The 18,762-nt window shown below is 44.7% G+C and carries 16 protein-coding genes and 1 pseudogene; 13 read left to right on the forward strand and 4 right to left on the reverse strand.

The window, feature by feature from the left end:
* Nucleotides 1–44: 44 nt before the first annotated feature.
* Nucleotides 45–1,010 (reverse strand): GUN4 domain-containing protein, encoded by a 966-nt coding sequence (locus tag H6F98_RS14785; RefSeq protein ID WP_192219463.1) that lies wholly within the window; start codon nt 1,008–1,010, stop codon nt 45–47.
* Between the two features lie 169 nt (nt 1,011–1,179).
* Here H6F98_RS14785 and H6F98_RS14790 point away from each other — a divergent pair, with 169 nt between their 5' ends.
* The 10 genes and pseudogenes from H6F98_RS14790 to H6F98_RS14835 all read left to right on the forward strand — a co-directional run bounded on the left by H6F98_RS14790 (nt 1,180) and on the right by H6F98_RS14835 (nt 9,928).
* Nucleotides 1,180–1,452, forward strand: coding sequence for an AbrB/MazE/SpoVT family DNA-binding domain-containing protein (locus H6F98_RS14790; protein ID WP_192219464.1), 273 nt, complete (start codon nt 1,180–1,182; stop codon nt 1,450–1,452).
* The gene (locus H6F98_RS14795; protein WP_192219465.1) at nt 1,436–1,723 is read left to right on the forward strand and encodes a PIN domain-containing protein; all 288 of its coding nucleotides are present in this window, start codon (nt 1,436–1,438) and stop codon (nt 1,721–1,723) included. Before H6F98_RS14790 ends, H6F98_RS14795 begins: the two co-directional genes overlap by 17 nt.
* A gap of 67 nt (nt 1,724–1,790) precedes the next feature.
* Nucleotides 1,791–2,642, forward strand: a pseudogene (locus H6F98_RS14800) (IS5 family transposase).
* 82 nt (nt 2,643–2,724) lie between these two features.
* A complete protein-coding gene (locus H6F98_RS14805; protein WP_192219466.1) occupies nt 2,725–2,895 on the forward strand; it encodes a hypothetical protein in 171 nt (56 codons plus the stop codon).
* 190 nt (nt 2,896–3,085) lie between these two features.
* On the forward strand, nt 3,086–3,631 hold the full coding sequence (locus H6F98_RS14810; RefSeq protein WP_192219467.1) for an NUDIX domain-containing protein: 546 nt from the start codon (nt 3,086–3,088) through the stop codon (nt 3,629–3,631).
* Between the two features lie 113 nt (nt 3,632–3,744).
* On the forward strand, nt 3,745–4,434 hold the full coding sequence (locus tag H6F98_RS14815; protein WP_192219468.1) for a response regulator transcription factor: 690 nt from the start codon (nt 3,745–3,747) through the stop codon (nt 4,432–4,434).
* A gap of 636 nt (nt 4,435–5,070) precedes the next feature.
* A complete protein-coding gene (locus tag H6F98_RS14820) occupies nt 5,071–7,218 on the forward strand; it encodes a SpoIIE family protein phosphatase (RefSeq protein ID WP_192219469.1) in 2,148 nt (715 codons plus the stop codon).
* A 66-nt stretch (nt 7,219–7,284) separates the two neighbouring features.
* Complete coding sequence (locus H6F98_RS14825) at nt 7,285–7,866, forward strand: DUF6272 family protein (protein ID WP_192219470.1); 582 nt, start codon at nt 7,285–7,287, stop codon at nt 7,864–7,866.
* A gap of 41 nt (nt 7,867–7,907) precedes the next feature.
* On the forward strand, nt 7,908–8,252 hold the full coding sequence (locus H6F98_RS14830) for a slr1659 superfamily regulator (RefSeq protein WP_192219536.1): 345 nt from the start codon (nt 7,908–7,910) through the stop codon (nt 8,250–8,252).
* 77 nt (nt 8,253–8,329) lie between these two features.
* Nucleotides 8,330–9,928, forward strand: a complete 1,599-nt coding sequence (locus tag H6F98_RS14835) for an adenylate/guanylate cyclase domain-containing protein (RefSeq protein WP_242058538.1) — start codon at nt 8,330–8,332, stop codon at nt 9,926–9,928.
* A gap of 63 nt (nt 9,929–9,991) precedes the next feature.
* On the opposite strand, the gene H6F98_RS14840 is transcribed toward H6F98_RS14835, so the two are convergent.
* Together H6F98_RS14840 and H6F98_RS14845 are read right to left on the reverse strand one after the other, a co-directional pair.
* Nucleotides 9,992–10,489, reverse strand: coding sequence for a cytochrome (locus H6F98_RS14840; protein ID WP_192219472.1), 498 nt, complete (start codon nt 10,487–10,489; stop codon nt 9,992–9,994).
* Nucleotides 10,490–10,503: 14 nt separating this feature from the next.
* The gene (locus H6F98_RS14845) at nt 10,504–11,388 is read right to left on the reverse strand and encodes a 4-hydroxybenzoate solanesyltransferase (RefSeq protein ID WP_277927581.1); all 885 of its coding nucleotides are present in this window, start codon (nt 11,386–11,388) and stop codon (nt 10,504–10,506) included.
* Between the two features lie 188 nt (nt 11,389–11,576).
* Here H6F98_RS14845 and H6F98_RS14850 point away from each other — a divergent pair, with 188 nt between their 5' ends.
* The gene (locus H6F98_RS14850; RefSeq protein WP_192219473.1) at nt 11,577–13,229 is read left to right on the forward strand and encodes a Ppx/GppA phosphatase family protein; all 1,653 of its coding nucleotides are present in this window, start codon (nt 11,577–11,579) and stop codon (nt 13,227–13,229) included.
* A gap of 263 nt (nt 13,230–13,492) precedes the next feature.
* On the opposite strand, the gene H6F98_RS14855 is transcribed toward H6F98_RS14850, so the two are convergent.
* A complete protein-coding gene (locus tag H6F98_RS14855; RefSeq protein ID WP_192219474.1) occupies nt 13,493–14,755 on the reverse strand; it encodes a choice-of-anchor tandem repeat NxxGxxAF-containing protein in 1,263 nt (420 codons plus the stop codon).
* A 312-nt stretch (nt 14,756–15,067) separates the two neighbouring features.
* Here H6F98_RS14855 and ppk1 point away from each other — a divergent pair, with 312 nt between their 5' ends.
* Both ppk1 and H6F98_RS14865 read left to right on the forward strand, forming a co-directional pair.
* Nucleotides 15,068–17,191 (forward strand): polyphosphate kinase 1, encoded by a 2,124-nt coding sequence (gene ppk1, locus H6F98_RS14860; protein ID WP_192219475.1) that lies wholly within the window; start codon nt 15,068–15,070, stop codon nt 17,189–17,191.
* Nucleotides 17,192–17,308: 117 nt separating this feature from the next.
* Nucleotides 17,309–18,598 (forward strand): glucose-1-phosphate adenylyltransferase, encoded by a 1,290-nt coding sequence (locus H6F98_RS14865; RefSeq protein ID WP_192219476.1) that lies wholly within the window; start codon nt 17,309–17,311, stop codon nt 18,596–18,598.
* Nucleotides 18,599–18,762: the final 164 nt, after the last annotated feature.

Here is an 18,762-nt window from a genome sequence, read left to right on the forward strand (position 1 = left end):
AATCTACAATGCTAAGGCTTAACTCTGGATACGGCTCCAAAACTCTATAATTTCCAAGGCTTAAGGCGTAGTAGAAGAACCCACCACCAATGCACCATACTACGCTTTGTTTGAACGAGCCGCAATTGAGGTGCTACTCCTAGAAGAGGCAAATAACCTTCAGGCTTGTTGACTACATTATGGCTATAATCAATAACCATAATCCATTGATCTTGGTTATACCAACCCAAGTTCTCCCCAAATATACGCCAACGTTCGCTGAATCGATCAGAATAGTCTTCGAGGCACTTGAGCATTTCATAGTCAGAAAGGCAAGTTTCTGGAGTCACTTTGCTATCACGGAATGTATATTCCAACACACGTCTCTGTACACTAAATCCAAACCTATTATTACTGTATTTTAGCCAAAGACCGTCGATAGTTTGTAAATCAACGATTGGAAAATTTTTAATATCCTCTTTGCCAAACACTTCACGCATCAAACTCATAGTTTCCCTATCGGCTGCCTGCCAGTTATTCTCCACTAATAAATCGCGTAAGCTTCTGTAGTCTTTGCCAAGTTCTGAACTTAGAGAATCAGGTTGATTGGATGAGCTTACTTGCTTGAGTGTATCTTGATTCAATGTCTCAGAGGGTGATGAGGCTTGCTGTCTCTCCATTGTTTGACTTGCTACTTCTTTATATTCATCAGCTATTAACCCTTCAGCTTGAGTTCTTCGCCTATTACGCAAGCTACTTATTTCTTGGTATAGTAATTTTCTGTATCGTTTTACTTCTTGCTGCATTAAACCTTTACTTTGAGAAGTTTTAGAATCATACTCATCATGGCAATCCAAACAAAGGAAAGCGAGGTTATCTAGCTTGTTGTTTGTATTGTCCTGATCAAGATGAGCTATTTGTCCTTTTACTACATCAAATTTGTGATATAAGCCAAAGCAAATGCAACATCTTCTTGCGCTTTGAGTAAGCACTTCTATTTCGATACTTGAGGGTATGGTTTTCCGCGCCATATACTACCTTATGTAAAACTGTCAGTTACCAGTGTGTTCAATACCATTTTTACAAGTCTAGTTAGGAAGCAGCACTCGATAGAACCCTGAAAAACATTAACTTATGGGTGAACGCCTTATAAAAAGGCAAAATACAAAATAGTATGCGACCCAAAGCACCCTACTGAAAATGGATGTACTTTCCCTTGACCAATTTGGTCGTCTTCTCATTCCCAAAGAGATACGAGAACAACTCGGACTGACCAACACGACTCAGTTCACCTTAGTAATCCAAGACGGTAAACTGATTCTGGAGCCTTTGCCCCAAGACTCTAAAGTTTATTATTCCGGCACGGCGTTAGTCGTTGAGTCAGAGCCAATAGATAATTTAGAGACAGCACTCGAAGATCTACGGGAAGAACGAATTACGGAATTTATTGCTAGCAGTGAGAACCCTGTTTGATACTTCAGTGATAGTCGCTGCATTTGAAGTAAGTCATCCCCGACACACTGTCTGTCTGCCCTGGCTTCAACAAGCCCAAACCGAGCAAATTCAAGGATTCATCGCCACTCATACTCTAGCTGAAGTCTACTCAGTTTTGACCCGTCTTCCTGTCAGACCACGCATTTCTCCTGAACTTGCACAAAGACTGATTACAGAAAACTTAGAGAGATTTGAGGTCATTTCCCTGACTACTAGACCTCTTGCAAAAGTCATCACTGGGGTACTATAGGGTCTGAACAAAGGCGATCACTCACCCGTTTTTTGCGATCACCAGGTCTAATTCATAATAAAAGTTGATGAAACACGAACAAGCTCAACATCTCAAGCCAGGAGAATTCAAACGCTTTTGGGGTGTCAAAGTAGAAACTTTTCAACACATGGTGGAAATAGTCCAGCAATACAGCCAACAAAAGAAGAAGACTGGACGACCTGGAAAAATCAGCCTGGAAGACCAAGTGTTGATGACATTGGAGTATTGGCGAGAATATCGAACCTATTTTCATATAGGTCAATCTTGGGGAGTGACGGAATCTACGGCTTGGTCGTTTTATCCGGAAAGTTGAAAAAGTTTTAAGTGATGCAAGAGTTTTTACTTTGCCAGGAAAGAAGTATCTTTATCAATCAGATTCTTTAATCAATGCCGTTGTCATTGATGTGACAGAAAGCCCTATTGAACGTCCTAAAAAAAACAGAAGCAATTCTATAGTGGTAAGAAGAAAAAGCATACTCTGAAGTCTCAAGTTATAGTGAATCAAGAAACAGGGGAAATTATCTGTACAGAGCATGGTAAGGGAAAAATGCATGATTTCCGCTTGTTTAAGCAGAGCCAAATTCCTTTAAGCCAAACTATTGAATGCTTGGCAGACAAAGGATATCAGGGAATTCAAAAAATTCATGCCAACAGTCAAGTTCCCAAAAAGAAGCCAAGAAAAGGGGAGTTAAGTTCCTCAGATAAAAAGAGAAACAGGGAATTAGCTAGAAACCGAGTAATTGGAGAACATATTAACCGAAGACTGAAAATATTTAGAATTTTAGCTGACCGTTATAGAAATCGCCGAAAAAGATTTGGTTTAAGGTTTAATCTGATAGCTGGGCTGTACAATTACGAACTTCGACTCAGCGAACATAGGAATAAGGAGAACTTATGATTAACGGCTAGCGATCGCTTTTGTTCAGACCCCATAGTACCCCAGCGACGACTTTTGCAAGAGGTCTACTGAGGACTACCAGATGGTAGTTGCCCAAATGGTGAATTTAAACCTAACAGGCGGTGGTATCTATGATGCCTTGATTGCACAAGCTGCGGTCAAAGCTGAGGTGAATACTTTGCTTACTCTCAACCCTAATCACTTTAACCGCTTAGGGGAAGACATCGCTCGACTTGTGCAAGTACCGCAGTAACGAAGTACACTTTGCAACTCCCTAGAGTGTAGAGCGTTAGCACTTTACGATTTACTGTGCGATCGCTTCTTGTCAGTTTGCTGCAAACAGACTGCACGATGACCCTTTACTGGATTCCCCTACCTCAGACACATGTACCTTAGCTTGACTTGAGGATAGCCTTGTTTACGTTATAGCAAGGGAACAGCTCATGGCAGAACAGTACGGTCCTTGGACGATACAAGAAAAGCGTCGAAAGTATCAAAATTCATTTATCAATGTCCGTGAAGACCAGGTTGTTCAACCTGACGGGCAACCCGGTATGTATTCCACCGTTACAATGAAACCTGGTGTTGCTATTCTGCCGATAGATAGCGATGCAACCGTGTATCTTACTCGGCAATTTCGCTATGCTCTTGGGAAAGAAAGCATCGAAGTCGTGTGCGGTGCGATTGAGGAGGATGAACCTCCGCTAGAAGCGGCACAACGTGAAGTTCAAGAAGAAATTGGAATCAAAGCCGAGGAATGGAGCAATTTAGGAATCTTTGATTTAGATACATCAATCGTTCATTGTCCTGTGTATCTATTTCTGGTGAAGCAGTTAACATTTACACAAACACATCAAGAAGGAACAGAAACAATCGAAAGAGTTCGTATGCCCTTAGATGTAGCAGTACAAATGGTGATGGATAGCAAGATCACCCATGCGCCAAGCTGTGTGATGCTTCTCAAAGCAGGTAATGCACTGGCTAAATAATTACAATCAGCCGTTCACCAAGTTTTCCAACGGGAAGCATCAGTACTGCGTTAAGCTTATGTGCTTGATACGATCGCACTGGCACCAACTCTAAAATATTGTAGTTAGCTTTTATGAGGATTCTTTTAGTAGAGGATGAGCCTAGTCTCGCTGAGGTACTAGCCGATGCGATCGCCGATCAGCGTTATGTAGTTGATGTCGCTACAGATGGAGAAACTGCTTGGGGGCAAATCAAAAACCTTGACTATGACTTGATTGTGCTAGATATGACACTCCCTAAGCTGGGTGGCATTGATTTGTGCAAGCGGGTACGCTCTCATGGCTACCAAATGCCAATCTTGATGGCAACTGCCCATGACACAACATCCGATAAAGTTAGCTGCTTGGATGCTGGCGCTGATGACTATATGGTCAAGCCTGTTGATTTAGAAGAATTACTCGCTCGGATTCGAGCTTTGCTACGACGGGGAAGTACTTCATTATCACCAACGCTAAAGTGGGGTGACTTGCATCTTGATCCAGCTACCTACGAAGTTAGCTATAAAAACCAATCTCTGCGATTGACTGGCAAAGAATATAGTCTTTTGGAACTCCTTTTACGCAATGAACGGCGGATACTCAGCCGCAGTGTCATCATTGAACACATCTGGTCACTTGACAATCCTCCAGAGGAAGATACAGTCAAAGCTCATATCAAGAGCTTACGCAAAAAACTCAGAGCAGTAAGTGCGCCTGATGATTTTATAGAAACTGTTCATGGTCTAGGTTATCGTCTCAAGCAATTTTCCCAAAATGTGAACTAAACGCTAATCGTCGGTTCTAGTTTAGTGGAAGAATCTATTTTTTTTAATACGGCTTGAGTGTTTGGCATGATTCCTATGACTAAACTTTTGTAATATTTCACAAGTCTATAGTTAATTATTCTATTTTCTCTAAGACCTCTTTCCCGATTTCTTCGACACTTTACTAATTTCTTCAGGTGTCCTTCCCTCTATTATCCCGATGAGTTTAGACTTCTCGCTTGTCTATTAATATTGCACAGAAATTTCCTTTTATTTTGATTAGGGCTATTTCATCAATTCCTAATCTCGTCATTCAGAAGTTCTGTCAAAAGTTTGCTTCCCTTTTTCCGGGGTATGAGTGTCAATTCACCGAAACAACTACTTGTTTCGGTTTTTGGAATCGAGCCGCCATGTTAGTCTAGTTATTCTTATACGAACCCTTAGGACTTACGCCTGATTAACATAATGCAAGGCTATCTAAGCTGCACCATTTCTTTAATCGCCTCACAAGCTCCGGCTTAGACAAGGGTGCTATGGGTAAGTTCCAAAACTGTAACCAACGAGGCAAAGCAGCAATCGGGGGGCAAAATATCGACGACGGTATCATTTTGCCGATGCTTAAACAGCAACAGGTAGCTTAGGAGCGATCGCCCGATCATGTTAATTAACGTTCTAAACCGCTTAGTTTCTTCTAAAAGACCGTCACTGCGTTTGATACTTGTTGTACCGTTCGTCCTCCAAATCTTTGCAGCGGTGGGCTTAACGGGGTATCTTTCCTTACGAAACGGTCAGCAGGCAGTCAACGACCTAGCCACCCAGTTACGCCTTGAAATCGCTGCCCGCATCTATCAGCATCTTAAAACCTACATGGCGACACCCCATCTGATCAATCAAATTAATGCTAATGCTGTCAGGCAGGGTCTGTTGAATTTAGAAGATTCAAAGAGCCTGGAGCGCTACTTTTGGGCACAGACCGAATTGTTCCCTGAAATGGCTACGATTGCGTTCGCCAACGAGCGGGGAGAATTCGTTGGGGCTAACGGTCTTGAGCAATACATCGTCGTAGCGAACGAGTCTACGGGTGGCGCTATGCGGAGATATGCTGTAGACAACCGAGGCGATCGCACTAAATTGCTATTCAACAGACCCAACTACGATGCTAGGGTTCGGTCTTGGTATCGAACCGCCGTACAACTAGGCAGCCCTGCTTGGGATGAAGTTAGCGTATCTTTCAGCGATCGCAGGCTTGATATCAGTGCCACCTATCCGTTCTACGACAAGACAGGTAGGTTTAAGGGGGTACTTCTAGGCGAACAAACCCTCTCACAAATCAGTCATTTCCTTCAAAGTCTGAAAATTTCGCGATCGGGACAGACCTTCATTGTCGAGCGTTCCGGAGATTTAATCGGAAGTTCCACTACGGAGCAGCCATTTCTCATAGTAGAGGGTAAGGCGAAACGGTTGAGAGCCACAGACAGCAAAGAAATCTTGATTCGCTCCACTGCACAGTACTTGGTGAAAGAATTCGGTGACTTCAGCCAAATTCGTAACAGCCAACAACTCAACTTTGTCCTAGAAGGACAGAGGCAATTTGTACAAGTGCTACCCTTCCAAAGTGGTTCAAGTCTTGACTGGTTGATTGTAGTGGTAGTCCCAGAATCAGATTTCATGGAGCGTATCAATACCAATACCCGCTCTACAATTCTCCTTTGTCTAGCCGCTTTAATTTTGGCAATCATACTGGGCATTCTTACTGCCCGTTCAATTACTCAGCCGATTTGGCGTTTGAGCAATGCCTCTTGGACATTAGCGAAGCAAGCCGCTACCTCAGATCTTGCTCGTCCAGAATTAGAACAAAAAGTAGAAACGAATAGTGTCAAGGAACTCAGAGTTCTGGCTCAGGCGTTCAATCACATGGCTCAAAAGTTACGCGAGTCCTTTACTGCATTAGAAAAGGCAAATGAGGAGCTAGAAGGGCGCGTCCTAGAACGGACAGCCGAACTCAACGAAGCCAACCAGGAAATAACACTCCTCAACCAGCGCCTCAAGTCTGAAAATCTGCGGATGAAGGCGGAACTGGAGATAACGCGCCAGCTACAACAGATGATATTACCGAAACAGGAGGAACTCCAGTCAATTCCCGAACTGGAGATTGCTGGTTTTATGGAGCCAGCACAAGAGGTAGGAGGCGACTATTACGACGTTCTGACTCACAACGGTTTAGTAAAAATTGGTATTGGAGATGTAACCGGACACGGTTTAGAGAGTGGCGTATTGATGATTATGGTACAAACGGCAGTGCGTACCCTACTAGCGAGCAATGAAACTGACCCTACTAAATTCTTGAATGTGCTAAATCGGGTGATTTACGACAACGTGCAGCGAATGAATTCAGATAAAAATCTTACCCTCTCCTTATTGGACTACCACGAGGGTACCCTGCGCTTGAGCGGTCAACACGAGGAGATGATTGTCGTGCGCTCTGGTGGTCAGGTAGAACGGTTTGACACAATAGATTTAGGCTTTCCCATTGGTTTAGAAGCCGATATTACCGATTTCGTCGCTAATACTCAAGTACAGTTGAACCCAGGAGACGTGGTAGTTCTATACACGGATGGAATTACAGAAGCCGAGAATTACTCAGGGGTGCTATACGGGGTTGAGCGGTTTTGCGAGGTGCTAGGCGACAACTGGTATCGGTCAACCGAGGAAATTAGGCAAGCTGTTGTTGAGGATGTTCGACAGCATATCGGTGAGGAAAAGGTCTACGATGACATCACTTTGCTAGTAATCAAACAGAAGTAGTCATTCGTTATTCGTGAGTTGCAATTAACAAGTGATACCAAGTCCAAGGGAATACATACTATCGACATGACTCAGATATTTGGGGACTTCCATGAGGATCTGCCTGTTGTTCAGGAATACTTGACGCTTTTCTTTTCGCCTAGTTCTGTGCCAGTTAAGCAGCGTTGGAGAACCAATGGGTTGTCGGCTGATTTTATGGCTGACTACTTTGCGACGTTTTTTCCGGGAAATGAGGGGGCGACGACTGAAGATAACATCCAAAGAGAAGTAAAGAGCGCTGTTAGCTTTATTGGCAATGAGTTGTTAGAGAATGCCATGAAGTTTAGTGACGAAACCTCAGACCACCCGATTAGCTTGACTCTTCAAATGCATAGTGACAGACTTGTGTTTCTCGCAACTAACAGTGTCAATCCCAAAGAGATCGCGACGTTTCAGAACTACATCCAGGAGTTAACAACCTCTGACCCTGACGAGTTGTATATTCGTCATCTGGAAGAAAATGCAGAAGACGAGCATGAACACGCTTCTCAATTAGGACTTCTGACCATGATGAACGATTATCAAGCCAAGCTAGGCTGGAAGTTCGAGAGTGTCCAAAACGATCCAGATGCGATCGCTGTAACGACGATGGTGCAGTTGACCCTATAGGTTACGAAAACAACTAAGACTATGCAAAGAGCTTTGGGATGATGGAGATTAAGACTGAAGATTACCGCATCTGCTACGACCCAGATAGCAAAATAGTGATCTGCCAGGGTTCACTCCGCTTAAGCGGGACAGAAGAATATGCGCCAATCGTGAAGTTATTGAATAATCTCGCTGACCAAGAGCCTCCAAGGATTACTCTAGACTTAAGAGAGCTAGAGTTTCTCAACAGTTCAGGGATTAACGTACTCTCAAAGTTCGTAATCAAGGTTCGTCAGCAAGGAAATATTCAAATGGTGTTGCAAGGCTCTAAAAACATCCCCTGGCAAGGGAAGTCTTTGAAGAACTTGCAACGACTAATGCCTTCTTTGCAACTGGAATTCGCGTAGTGATCCAAGGTGCATCGTTATACAGGTCTTTTACACAATATAGTTTTTGTCAAGGTATAAACCTTAAGACGATGACGATGCAGGCACAACAAGTATCAACGCAACAGCTTATTTTAGAAATCGAAAGGCTGCGTCAGGAAGTAAAAGACCTAAAGCAGGACAAAACTGATTTGGAGATTTTGCTAGAGACGACAACTGCTCATGCTGACACAATTGAAGCTCAGTTGCATCAGTCAAACCAACAACTACAAGCCGAAATTACTGAACGCCAACGTGCTCAAGCTGTACTCCAGGCTTTAGCCTCCGAACTTCAGTCGCTGGTGACAGATATTACTAGAGACAAAGCTGATCTAGAAATCTTATTAGAAACAGCCACTGAACATGGCGATGCTGTAGAAGATTTACTATACAACAGCGCTCAGGATGTGGCTTGCAAAGGTGAGAAGAAGCTGAAGAAATTTCTGGAAGCTATGCCTGTCGGTGTCGGTGTCCTGGATGCTAACGGCAAACCCTATTATGGCAATCAGATGGCGCAGCAGTTACTTTGCCAGGATAGGGAACCGTTCGTCTCGGCGGAAGAATTGCCGGAGGCTTTTCAAATCTATGTTGCAGGAACTAACACACTGTATCCTAGTGACCAACTTCCTGGAATGAGGGCATTAAAGGGCGAAAATGCAACGGCTGATAATCTAGAAATCCATAGAGGTGATAAGGTTATCCCAATCGAGAGTTGGGGAACACCAATCTTTGATGACAAGGGAAACGTTATCTATTCAATCATTGCCTTTCAAGATATTACTGAACGTAAACGGGCAGAGGCTGAGAGTCAAAACTTTACCCATGAACTCTTTGCACTCAACGAAGCTTATGAACGCTTTGTGCCTCGTCAATTTCTTCAACTGTTGAATAAAGAAAGCATAGTCGATGTCCAATTCGGCGATCAGGTGCAGAAAGAGATGTCGATTCTCTTCTCTGATATCCGCGATTTTACCATGCTCTCTGAGAGCATGACTCCCCAAGAAAATTTTAAATTTATTAATGCTTATTTATCTCGTATGGAACCAGCGATTATTGAAAATAAAGGTTTCATTGATAAATATATTGGCGATGAAATTATGGCATTGTTTAGTGGCGGTGCTGATAGTGCGGTTAAAGCTGGAATTGCAATGCTGCAAACGCTGACAGAATACAATCAGCATCGTGCTAAACAAGGTTATGTCCCGCTACAAATTGGTATTGGTATTAATACAGGTTCTTTGATGCTGGGGACAGTCGGGGGAAAATCCCGAATGGATAGTACGGTGATTGGTGATGCCGTTAATTTAGCGTCTCGGATGGAAGAGTTGACTAAAAACTACGGTGTATCATTATTAATTTCTCATCATACTTTTTTGCAATTACAAGACTCAAACCAATACAATTTCCGAATTATTGATCGGTTGAAAGTTAAAGGAAAATCAGCCGCTGTTAGTGTCTATGAGATATTTGATGCTGACCCTCTAGAAGTTCGAGAAGGCAAGCTAGCGACTAAACAAAAATTTGAAAAAGGTCTGCTGCTCTACAATCTGGCTTCTTTTAATGAGGCAGTCCACCAGTTTAAAGACTGTCTACGGATTAACCCAAAAGATACAGTGGCTCAATTTTATTTGAAACGCTGCCAAAAGTTTCTATTTTGACGACGCGGTTCCTGTTATTGGTAGTTGCAGGTTTCCTACAAGATTTCACCTCGAAATTAATCCCTAGAGTTGGCTTTTCAAGAAATTTTTGACAATTTCAATAGCAGCAACTGGTGTTTCAGCAAGTAATACGGCGGTAGTTGAGAGGCTGGAAAAAAAGCGTTGACCTTCTGGATGGTCAGTCAACAAAACGACAGGTTTATTTGCCTTGATAGCGAGTGCGACTTCAGACGCTGTACCTGCCCCCATGCCACAGGCAATCACAACATCACTGGAAAGGACGTTGATATTGTTCCGGGCATTGCCCATGTCTGTGAAAATCGGGATATCGATCGCATTAGAGATACCACTAGCGTCAGCAGTTGGCAAAATACCTACTGTTAGACCATTTGCCGCTTTTGCCCCTGTATTCGCCGCGTCCATGACACCAACATTCCTGCCTCCTGTCAGGAGAACCCATCCTTCTTGAGCAATTAGTTTGCCCAATTCATAGGCATTGGCACACTCAGTCTCGGATGCACTAGCGCCTGGCCCCATAACCCCAATTATTGTTTTGCTCATCGGTCAAATTCAAATCACAAAACCAACCCAGCAATCATCCCAACTAGTACAACAAAGCCAATCCAAACATTTTGGCAGAAAATCTCACCATAAACGGGTCGTGGAAGATCTGGCTGGCGTAGTCGAATATATTGCCAAGCCCAACCGAGGGTAGCGATACCTAGTGCTAACCAAAAGCTGGGTTGTAATTGCATCACGATACCCAGTCTTACCAGTAAACCAGCTGTAGCTGCAAAGAAGATACCCACAGCCTCAGCCGCATAATCCCCAAAGAATAGCGCACTGGAACGAACGCCAATTTTCCGATCATCCTCACGGTCTGACATTGCGTAGACTGTATCAAACCCTAATGTCCAAAGCACTGTTGCCCCCCAAAGCCACCAAGTAGCAGGTTCTAAATTGCCCGTGACAGCACTCCAACTGATCAGGACACCAAACCCCCAAGCAATAGACAGCACTAACTGAGGTACAGGAAACACCCGCTTTGCTGATGGGTAGAAAACGATGACTGGCACAGCAGCAACGCAAAGCCAGAAGGTAAACGGGTTGAGATATAGAGCAAGCACACCCGCGCAACCCATTGCGATTAAGGCAAGAATAACGCCGATTTTGACAGAGAGGGCACGGGAGGCAAGAGGGCGATCACGTGTTCGTTCTACTTGCGGGTCGATATCTTTATCCCATAGGTCATTAATCACACAACCTGCCGCGCTGGTTGCTAAAGTCCCCAGGATAATCACGCCCACTAGTGGCGCAGGTGGCGTACCGTTAGCGGCTAAAAAGACTGCCCACAAGGCGGGAATCATCAAAATCAGACGACCTGCTGGCTTGTCCCATCGCAAAAGTTGAATAACAGTTAGCCATGTAGGTGCAGGGTTTGGTTGTTGCTGGGTCAACATGAAAGGAATAATAGATTGTAATGACAGGTTTGTTTAATAGGGTGTAGCAAGCTCCTCAGTTTTTCTAGAGCCGCTTTCTATAATTTAGGACTGGACAATAGGCGAGAGTGCTTATTTACTAAATCCCCTTTAAAGATATCGTTATCCGTAGAGTCTAGGCTAGGGATGTCACTGGGGATACATTAGTCATGTTTAATTCCGTTGCCAAAGAGAGTACTGTGAATATTTCTACTGCTACTGCAAAGCAAGACCGCATTATTGCCGCTATTGATATTGGGACAAATTCTATTCACATGGTGGTTGTGCGGGTTGACCCAGTGCTGCCAACGTTTACGATTATTGCTAAGGAGAAAGATACAGTACGTTTAGGCGATCGCGACCCACGTACAGGCGATTTGACTCCGGAAGCGATGGAAAGGGCACTCAAGGCTTTGCAACGCTGTCAGAAACTCGCAAAAAGCTTCAATGCTGAACAAATTGTCGCTGTGGCAACCAGCGCGGCGCGAGAAGCCCCAAATGGGCGAGACTTTATCAAGCGGATAGATTCAGAACTAGGGTTATTTGTCAACCTAATTTCTGGTCAAGAAGAAGCGCGGCGGATTTACCTGGGTGTCCTCTCAGGCATGGAATTCAACAACCACCCTCACATCATTATTGACATCGGTGGCGGTTCTACGGAATTAATTTTGGGGGATAGTCACGAACCTCGTACCCTCAGCAGCACTAAAGTGGGAGCAGTTCGCCTCACAGCGGAATTCATCACCACTGACCCAATCAGTAGCACCGAGTTTCAATACCTGCAAGCTTATATCCGAGGAATGCTAGAGCGACCCGTTGAGGAGGTGCGAGTTCACATACAACCAGGTGAACAACCTCGCTTAGTCGGGACATCTGGCACGATTGAGACGCTAGCAACCATTCATGCTAAGGAGAAACTGGGCATGGTGCCAAATCCTCTCAATGGCTACCAACTCAGTCGTAGAGATATTAGGGAAATCGTCAAGCGCTTGGCAGCGATGAATTATGCTGAACGTGCGGCAATTCCAGGAATGTCAGATCGGCGATCGGAAATCATTGTTGCTGGGGCACTAATTTTATTGGAAGCAATGACACTCTTGGGCATTGAGTCGTTGATGATTGGGGAACGCGCACTCCGGGAAGGGGTAATCGTTGACTGGATGCTCTCCCACGGTTTAATTGAAGATCGACTGCGCTATCAAGGCTCAGTACGCGAACGTAGTGTCCTCAAAATTGCTCAGAAATATCAAGTTAACCTAGAATACTCTCAGCGAGTTGCCACCTTTGCCCTCAGCTTATTCGACCAAACCACAGGACACCTCCACAACTGGGATACAGACACCCGCGAACTCCTTTGGGCTGCTGCAATTTTACACAATTGTGGTTTGTATATCAGTCATTCTGCACACCACAAGCATTCCTATTACCTAATTCGCAACGGTGAACTTCTCGGCTTTGCAGAATCTGAAATTGAAGTGATCGCTAACTTGGCGCGTTACCACCGTCAAAGTACCCCCAAGAAAAAGCACTCAAACTACAGCAACCTGCCGAGTAAAAAGCACCGTCAGTTAGTTAGTCAGCTTAGTGCAATCTTACGCTTAGCCGTTGCTCTCGACCGACGACAGATTGGTGCAATTGAGCGAGTGCGCTGTGAGTTCCATCCAGATACTCAAGAATTGCACTTGGGACTACAGCCATCTCATCCAGGTGATGACTGTGCATTGGAACTCTGGAGTTTGGATTACAAGAAAGGTGTCTTTGAAGAGGAATTTGGTGTCAGGTTGATAGCTACCCTGGAACCAGCATCAGTAGTAATGAGTTAATTAATTCAATCCCCATTAACTCAGATTAAAGATTAGTTTGCCGCTGTATCAAGAACCTGCGATGAACTAAAATGTGGCAAGCCTCAATGCTGACTGCTGAAAGCTGATAGCTGACGGCTTCTCAAACATGGAACCTCCCTACGCGATCGCAAGTCAGCTAGCTGAAATAGTGAAATGACTGCTGGACAGAGCAAGTTCCAATCTCAAGTCTAAAGTCATTTGGCTTCTAACACTCAAAACTTAGCCATGACCCAACTGTTGTATTAGTTTTGCTTCGGCACGTACCGCAAATTATCTAAATCCCTTGGAACTACAGGGATAGATGTTTGTCGTGCAACAAATAGCCCCGCACCGAAACCGATTCTGACATCCTCTAGGTCAGATAATGAGGCAGCAAAGACAATATCACCCAGATCATTAACATCAGGTAAGCCACTAAACACAGGCCCATTATCAGGTCGCGCTAGCCGTAGGAAACCTAAGTCTGTAGGAACAATTTCGCCCTGAGTAACAACTTTCCGCAGTCTTGTGCCATCACCCGCCCAGATTGCACGTAAACCCTCAGTATCAAAAGCACGGAAAACGGTCAGACCATTGTTATTCAGTCTCGGTGGGAAGCGTTCAATCTGTGAGATTTGCCCATCCCCTTCGATCGCGATTACCTCAGTTCTTTTGCTATCCATCCGGAAAATGCCGCGTTGACCAGAACTTAAAGTTGCGGTAAAGGCAATTTGTCCGTTGTCATTAAAGCCGATGCTGTTGTCGAAGCTTTGATACGCTGAGTCAGTATCATGACTCTGATTAGACACAACGAGTGTGGAGTCGCCATCTAAGTCAAAAATCCGGATTTGGTCAGGACGTTCATTGCCAATATCCCCAGGTTGACCCAATCGTACCTTTGCCGCGATTTGTCCCTTGTTGTTAAAAGCAGGAAGAAATAAGAAGGAATAGATGCTTGATGAATCCAGGTTACTCATCAGTGCAAGAACTGATATCGTCGTGGATGGCGTAGCACTATAGGCAGCGAACCCATAGGAATCCGCAAATTTAGCTCGGAATCCGACTGCGCCAGAATCATTTAGTGTTGGGGATGTGCAGGCACAGCTACCGATTGGACCAGCGGTTAAGTGAGTCGCTTCACTATTCACTGCCTCATACATCCAGATTCCGTTCTGACGCGATCGCAATTGTTCCCAGACTAAACATTCATGATTGTTTAAAGATACTTTGCTCAACATTGTGCCTTTCGGTGCAACATACACCAAACGCCCTGTGCGCTCAGTTCCGTACCAAATTGCTTGATTCCAAGCACCTAGAACCTTAAAGGCAACGTTGCCATTGTTGTTGATCGAGGGGGAGATATTTCCAAACGAATACCAATCCGGTAGGTTATAACCTTGTGGGCGTTTGATGTTCTGGTGTTGTGTACCAGACGGATGCGAACGGAGTAACGCCCCGCTATCGCACCTGGCTTGTATCTGGTAGGTGTACCGACAGGAACTGCTTGAGTAATTAGCCTGAAACATCAATCTCCCAAGACTTGCTATCTGATTGCCGCATGAGTGACGAGGAGAAGCAGGATAAGACGATGCGATCGCATTCCTCAATCTTATAAAGCTATCAACTATCAGCTATCAACCCAACAAGTTGATTATCCCTATCGAATGATAGGTTATTGAGCGGTTCGCTCACGGTAGGATAAAGTGACAAATTAGCTAAACGCTAGGTCATCACTGGTTTTGAAACACCAGGTGAGCTAGTGTTTCATGGCATAAACTCCTCAACAACTTGCCGATGTTGCCACTGAACTAGTGGCGGGACAGTGCAACCTCAACATCATGACGAAATCGAAAACGACTGTCACTGAAATTAACCTGAGAGACCCGCAATATTACTTCAACCGGGAACTCAGTTGGTTGGAATTTAATAACCGAGTCTTACGTGAAGCCACTGACCCTCGAACGCCACTGCTGGAACGTCTCAAGTTCATGGGAATTTTCAGCTCTAATTTAGATGAATTTTTCATGGTTCGCGTTGCGGCACTGAAGCAGCAGGTAGTGGCGCAGGTAAGAAAGTTATCACCGGATGGCCGAACACCAAGTGAACAGTTGGAAGCTATCAACCAACGGTTGCTGCCAATGGTAATGGAGCAACATCAGCATTTTGAGAAGGTACTGCGACCGCAACTTGCGCGAGAGGGTATCTACCTTCTCGACTACATGGACTTGAACCAGGAACAACGGACTTTCCTTCAAAACTACTTTGAGGAGCAAATTTTTCCGGTTCTGACGCCCTTAGCCGTAGACCCCAGTCATCCATTCCCCTATATTTCCAACCTCAGCTTGAGTTTAGCCGTGGTGGTGAAAGACCCTGAAACGGGGGAAGAACTGTTTGCACGAGTGAAAGTTCCGAAAACCTTACCTCGGTTTGTCCCTCTCCCCGAAGAACTGCGGCATCGGAGAAAGGGTCAACCTGTTACTTGGACAGGTGTTCCCCTAGAACAGGTGATTGCTCACAATTTGGAGTTTTTGTTTCCGGGGATGAATATTCAGGAATATCATCCATTCCGGATTACTCGAAATGCAGATTTGGAGGTGGAGGAAGACGAAGCGGATGACCTCCTCTTTGCAATCGAGCAAGAACTGCGTAAGCGGCGGCTGGGTGGTTCAGCTGTCCGGGTGGAGATTCAAGCCACAACACCTGATACGGTGCGAGGAATGCTAATGCGGGAGATGGGGTTAAAACATGAAGACATCTACGAAGTGGAAGGGCTACTGGGACTGGGAGATTTGATGTCTTTTATGGAACTGCCACTTCCAGAACTGAAAGACCCCTCATGGACACCCCAGGTGCCTCCCCGTTTGCTTTCTGCCTCTGGGGAAGAGGAGGTGGAAGATTTTTTTAGCGTGATTCGTCAGTCAGATTTATTGCTTCATCATCCCTATCACTCGTTTTCTGGCACTGTACTGCGCTTCATTACCGAGGCGGCGCACGATCCAGATGTTCTGGCAATCAAGATGACGCTGTACCGTACCTCCGGTGATTCCCCAATTGTCAATGCCTTGATTTCAGCCGCAGAAAATGGCAAGCAGGTGGCGGCATTAGTGGAACTCAAAGCCCGCTTTGATGAAAAGAACAATATTATCTGGGCGCGGAAGCTAGAGCAATCTGGTGTTCATGTGGTTTATGGCTTGGTAGGTTTAAAGACGCATACGAAAGTCGTGCTGGTGGTGCGTCGAGAAGAAGACTGTATTCGTCGGTATGTCCACGTTGGCACGGGCAACTATAACCCGAAGACAGCAAGAATCTATACCGATTTAGGGTTATTGAGTTGTCGTGAAGATCTAGGGGCAGATTTGACGGACTTATTCAACTTTTTGACAGGTTACTCCAGGCAACGGTCTTATCGTAAGTTGATGATTGCACCTGTGAATTTACGCGATCGCTTTTATGCCCTCATCCAGCGCGAGATTGAACATTGTCGCAATGGTTTTAGCGGTCGCATTGTTGCCAAAATGAATGCCCTAGTTGACCCACAAATGATTACCAAACTTTATGAAGCATCTCAAGCTGGGGTTCAAATTGATCTGATTGTGCGAGGGATGTGTTGTCTGCGTCCGGGTCTTGAAGGCATTAGTGACAATATTCGTGTAATTAGTATTGTGGGTCGCTATTTAGAACATTCGCGAATTTATTACTTCCACAACCAGGGTAAAGAGGAGGTTTATATCGGTAGTGCAGACTGGATGACCCGGAACTTGGATCGACGGGTAGAAGCGATCGTACCAGTCGAAGACCCAGAGATTGTAAAAGACCTCCAAGAAATCTTGGCTGTCATGCTAGCAGATGACCGTCAAGCTTGGGATTTGCAACTCGATGGTCAATACATCCAACGACATCCCGTTGACCAAACAAAAGAGCAATGCGCCCAAAAAATCCTCATGGAGATGGCACTTCAGTAACTAAATCGTTAGAAGTTAAGCGGTTCTGAATCAACTCATAACTTTTAACCCCTTGCAATTGTGCGCCACACAATTAGACACTAAATTTGACAACCCACCGCAGTTAAGAGGTCTTCTGTGAAAAAAGTTTTAGGTATCATTCTCGGAGGTGGCGCTGGCACCCGCTTGTACCCACTAACCAAACTGCGGGCTAAACCAGCCGTCCCATTGGCAGGAAAGTATCGCTTGATTGATATTCCGGTCAGTAACTGCATTAACTCGGAGATTTTTAAAATCTATGTAATGACCCAATTTAATTCAGCATCTCTCAATCGACACATTGGTCGTACCTACAGCTTTTCCGGCTTCACTGAAGGGTTTGTTGAAGTGCTAGCTGCCCAGCAAACCTCGGATAATCCTAGCTGGTTTCAGGGAACCGCCGATGCTGTTCGCCAGTACCTCTGGTTATTGCAGGAGTGGGAGGTTGATGAATACCTGATTCTCTCAGGAGACCATCTTTATCGGATGGATTACCGCGATTTTGTACAACGTCATCGAGACACTGGGGCAGATATTACACTTTCCGTTGTACCTATTGATGAAAAACGTGCCTCGGATTTTGGCTTGATGAAAATCGATGATCGCGGTCGAGTCATTGATTTTAGCGAAAAGCCGAAAGGCGATGCATTGAAAAAAATGCAGGTCGATACAACAACACTCGGTCTAGACGCGAAACAGGCAAAAGAAACTCCTTACATCGCCTCTATGGGGATTTATGTCTTCAAAAAAGAGGTATTGACAGATTTGTTGAATAAATCTCCACAGCAAACTGATTTTGGTAAAGAAATTATTCCAGCGTCAGCGAAGGACTATAACGTTCAGGCGTACCTATTTAATGACTACTGGGAAGATATTGGGACGATTGAAGCCTTCTATGAGGCTAATTTGGCACTAACGCGGCAGCCTCGCCCACCTTTCAGCTTCTACGACGAAAAAGCCCCGATTTATACTCGTGCTCGTTATTTGCCTCCCACTAAGCTCTTAAATTGCCAAGTGACAGAATCAATGATTGGGGAAGGCTGCATTCTCAAAGAATGCCGAATTAATCACTCAGTATTGGGAATTCGTTCTCGCGTTGAAGCAGGTTGTGTGATTGAGGACAGTCTGATCATGGGTGCTGACTTCTATGAACCCTATGCAGAACGACCGTCCGATTGCGAAACTGGCCCAATTCCTCTGGGTATCGGTACCAACTCAACAATTCGTGGTGCCATTATCGATAAAAACGCCCGCATTGGTTGCGATGTTCAAATCATTAATAAGGACAGAGTAGAGGATGCAGAGCGTGAGAAACAAGGCTTTTATATCCGTAACGGGATTGTCGTGGTGTTTAAAAATGCAATAATTCCCGATGGAACGGTGATTTAGTCATTGTTTAGAGCGGTCAGCAGTCAGCTATCAGCTATCAGCTATCAGCTTGGTTTGATATTTAGAGCCTCTTGAAAGAGTGCTTTGCCCTACTCTGTGAAAATCTTCTTTTCCTTAAATAAGGGGATTGCATTGAATAGCTGATAGCTGAATGCTGATAGCTT

Origin of the sequence: Microcoleus sp. FACHB-SPT15, from assembly GCF_014849525.1 — a bacterium.
In the GTDB taxonomy this organism is placed as follows: domain Bacteria; phylum Cyanobacteriota; class Cyanobacteriia; order Cyanobacteriales; family Coleofasciculaceae; genus Symplocastrum; species Symplocastrum torsivum.